This window comes from Camelimonas fluminis, from assembly GCF_014656355.1.
Taxonomy (GTDB): domain Bacteria; phylum Pseudomonadota; class Alphaproteobacteria; order Rhizobiales; family Beijerinckiaceae; genus Camelimonas; species Camelimonas fluminis.
In genome coordinates, this window is the sequence record NZ_BNCG01000138.1 from 1 (window position 1) to 1,217 (window position 1,217).

The 1,217-nt window shown below is 56.9% G+C and carries 2 protein-coding genes; both read left to right on the top strand.

The genetic code is table 11. The features are described from left to right. Positions 1–187: hypothetical protein (locus IE243_RS23345; RefSeq protein WP_210319972.1), on the top strand; the 187-nt coding region annotated here is incomplete at its 5' end. Positions 188–254: 67 nt separating this feature from the next. After that, the gene (locus IE243_RS22835; RefSeq protein WP_191321568.1) at positions 255–881 is read left to right on the top strand and encodes a hypothetical protein; all 627 of its coding nucleotides are present in this window, start codon (positions 255–257) and stop codon (positions 879–881) included. The last annotated feature ends 336 nt before the right edge of the window (positions 882–1,217 follow it).

The window sequence follows — 1,217 nt, forward strand, 5'->3', positions numbered from 1 at the left end:
GTGGAACGCGCGCCCATCATCCGGTGGAATCAGTGCCCACCATCCCGTGGAACACGCAGTCAGCACCGCGCTTTCGCGCATTGTCCGCGAGCGTTCGCAACTGGTCGATATCGAAAATTTCATCCGGATTAATTTTTGTCGCCACGTGATCGCCTCCCCAGACGCACCCAGTTCTTTTTTCTCATAGGACAGGTGGAGGGATTTGGCGAATGATCGGATAAAGCGATGCAGTGAGAATCACGGGTTGGGTGGCAATGCGCAAGAAAGACAAGGGATGGATCGCTCCTACGTTATTGGGGAGCGCTGTTGCCGGGGCGGGACTGTCGTTCGGTCGTGATGCCTACAAACTGGCGAAGGACAACTGGCAGCTCATGTTGCTGGCGTTTGTTTTTATGGGCGGCACAGTCTACGGCATGTGGAACATGGTCCGTGGTCACGCTCGCGGCATTACAGGAACCCTGTTTCGGACGGTGATGTTCAATGGATTGATCGTGCTGGCCAGCGTCTTTTGTTTTACGCTTCTGCTGTCGCTCATACTGGGGGCAGACGACCACCCGCCTGGGGCGGCAAAACTTTATACAACGGTGGCGCTGGTACAGGTCCCGTTGGCGCTTCTGGGTTTGATCATAGGCCTTATTCAGCGCCGCCGCCGCGTCCGCGAGATCCGAACCATACGGCATAATGAAGATTTTTTGGAAGAAAGAGGCTTTCGCACTGTTGGTGGGAATGACGCCACCATCATAGCGCCTGACGGCAGTGAGCTAAAGTTCGAGGACCTGCGTGCTGACGCTTACGTTTTTAAGATTGCGGGCCGCCGATCCGTCCGGGCCAAAATTTTGATCGACGAGAAGGGTCGCATGGTGGAGTACGTCCCAGCATAGCGATTACAATGCCCCCAGTCCAAGTGGGGGCCTAGACGGCGGCGAATGACGGTTTTTTTAACTGGATTGGACCTCCTCGCGCTCGAAAAAAGCGTCAATCTCCAACTGGGGGAAATGATCCGCCTTCAGCTTGGCGAGCGCCTCCCGCACCCGCCCGGTGTTCAACGTCGTTCCCGGCTCGAAGGCTTTGCCCCTGCACCCGCTGCGTTGTCGAAGTCAGAAACCTTACACGGGACCCCACACGCATTCAGGGCAGCGGCGAACTCCTTGTATTGCACCGTAAGCGCTGTGCCGCTCACACCTTGCGTTGATGGCTCCACGGCAGGAGGCTGTCGA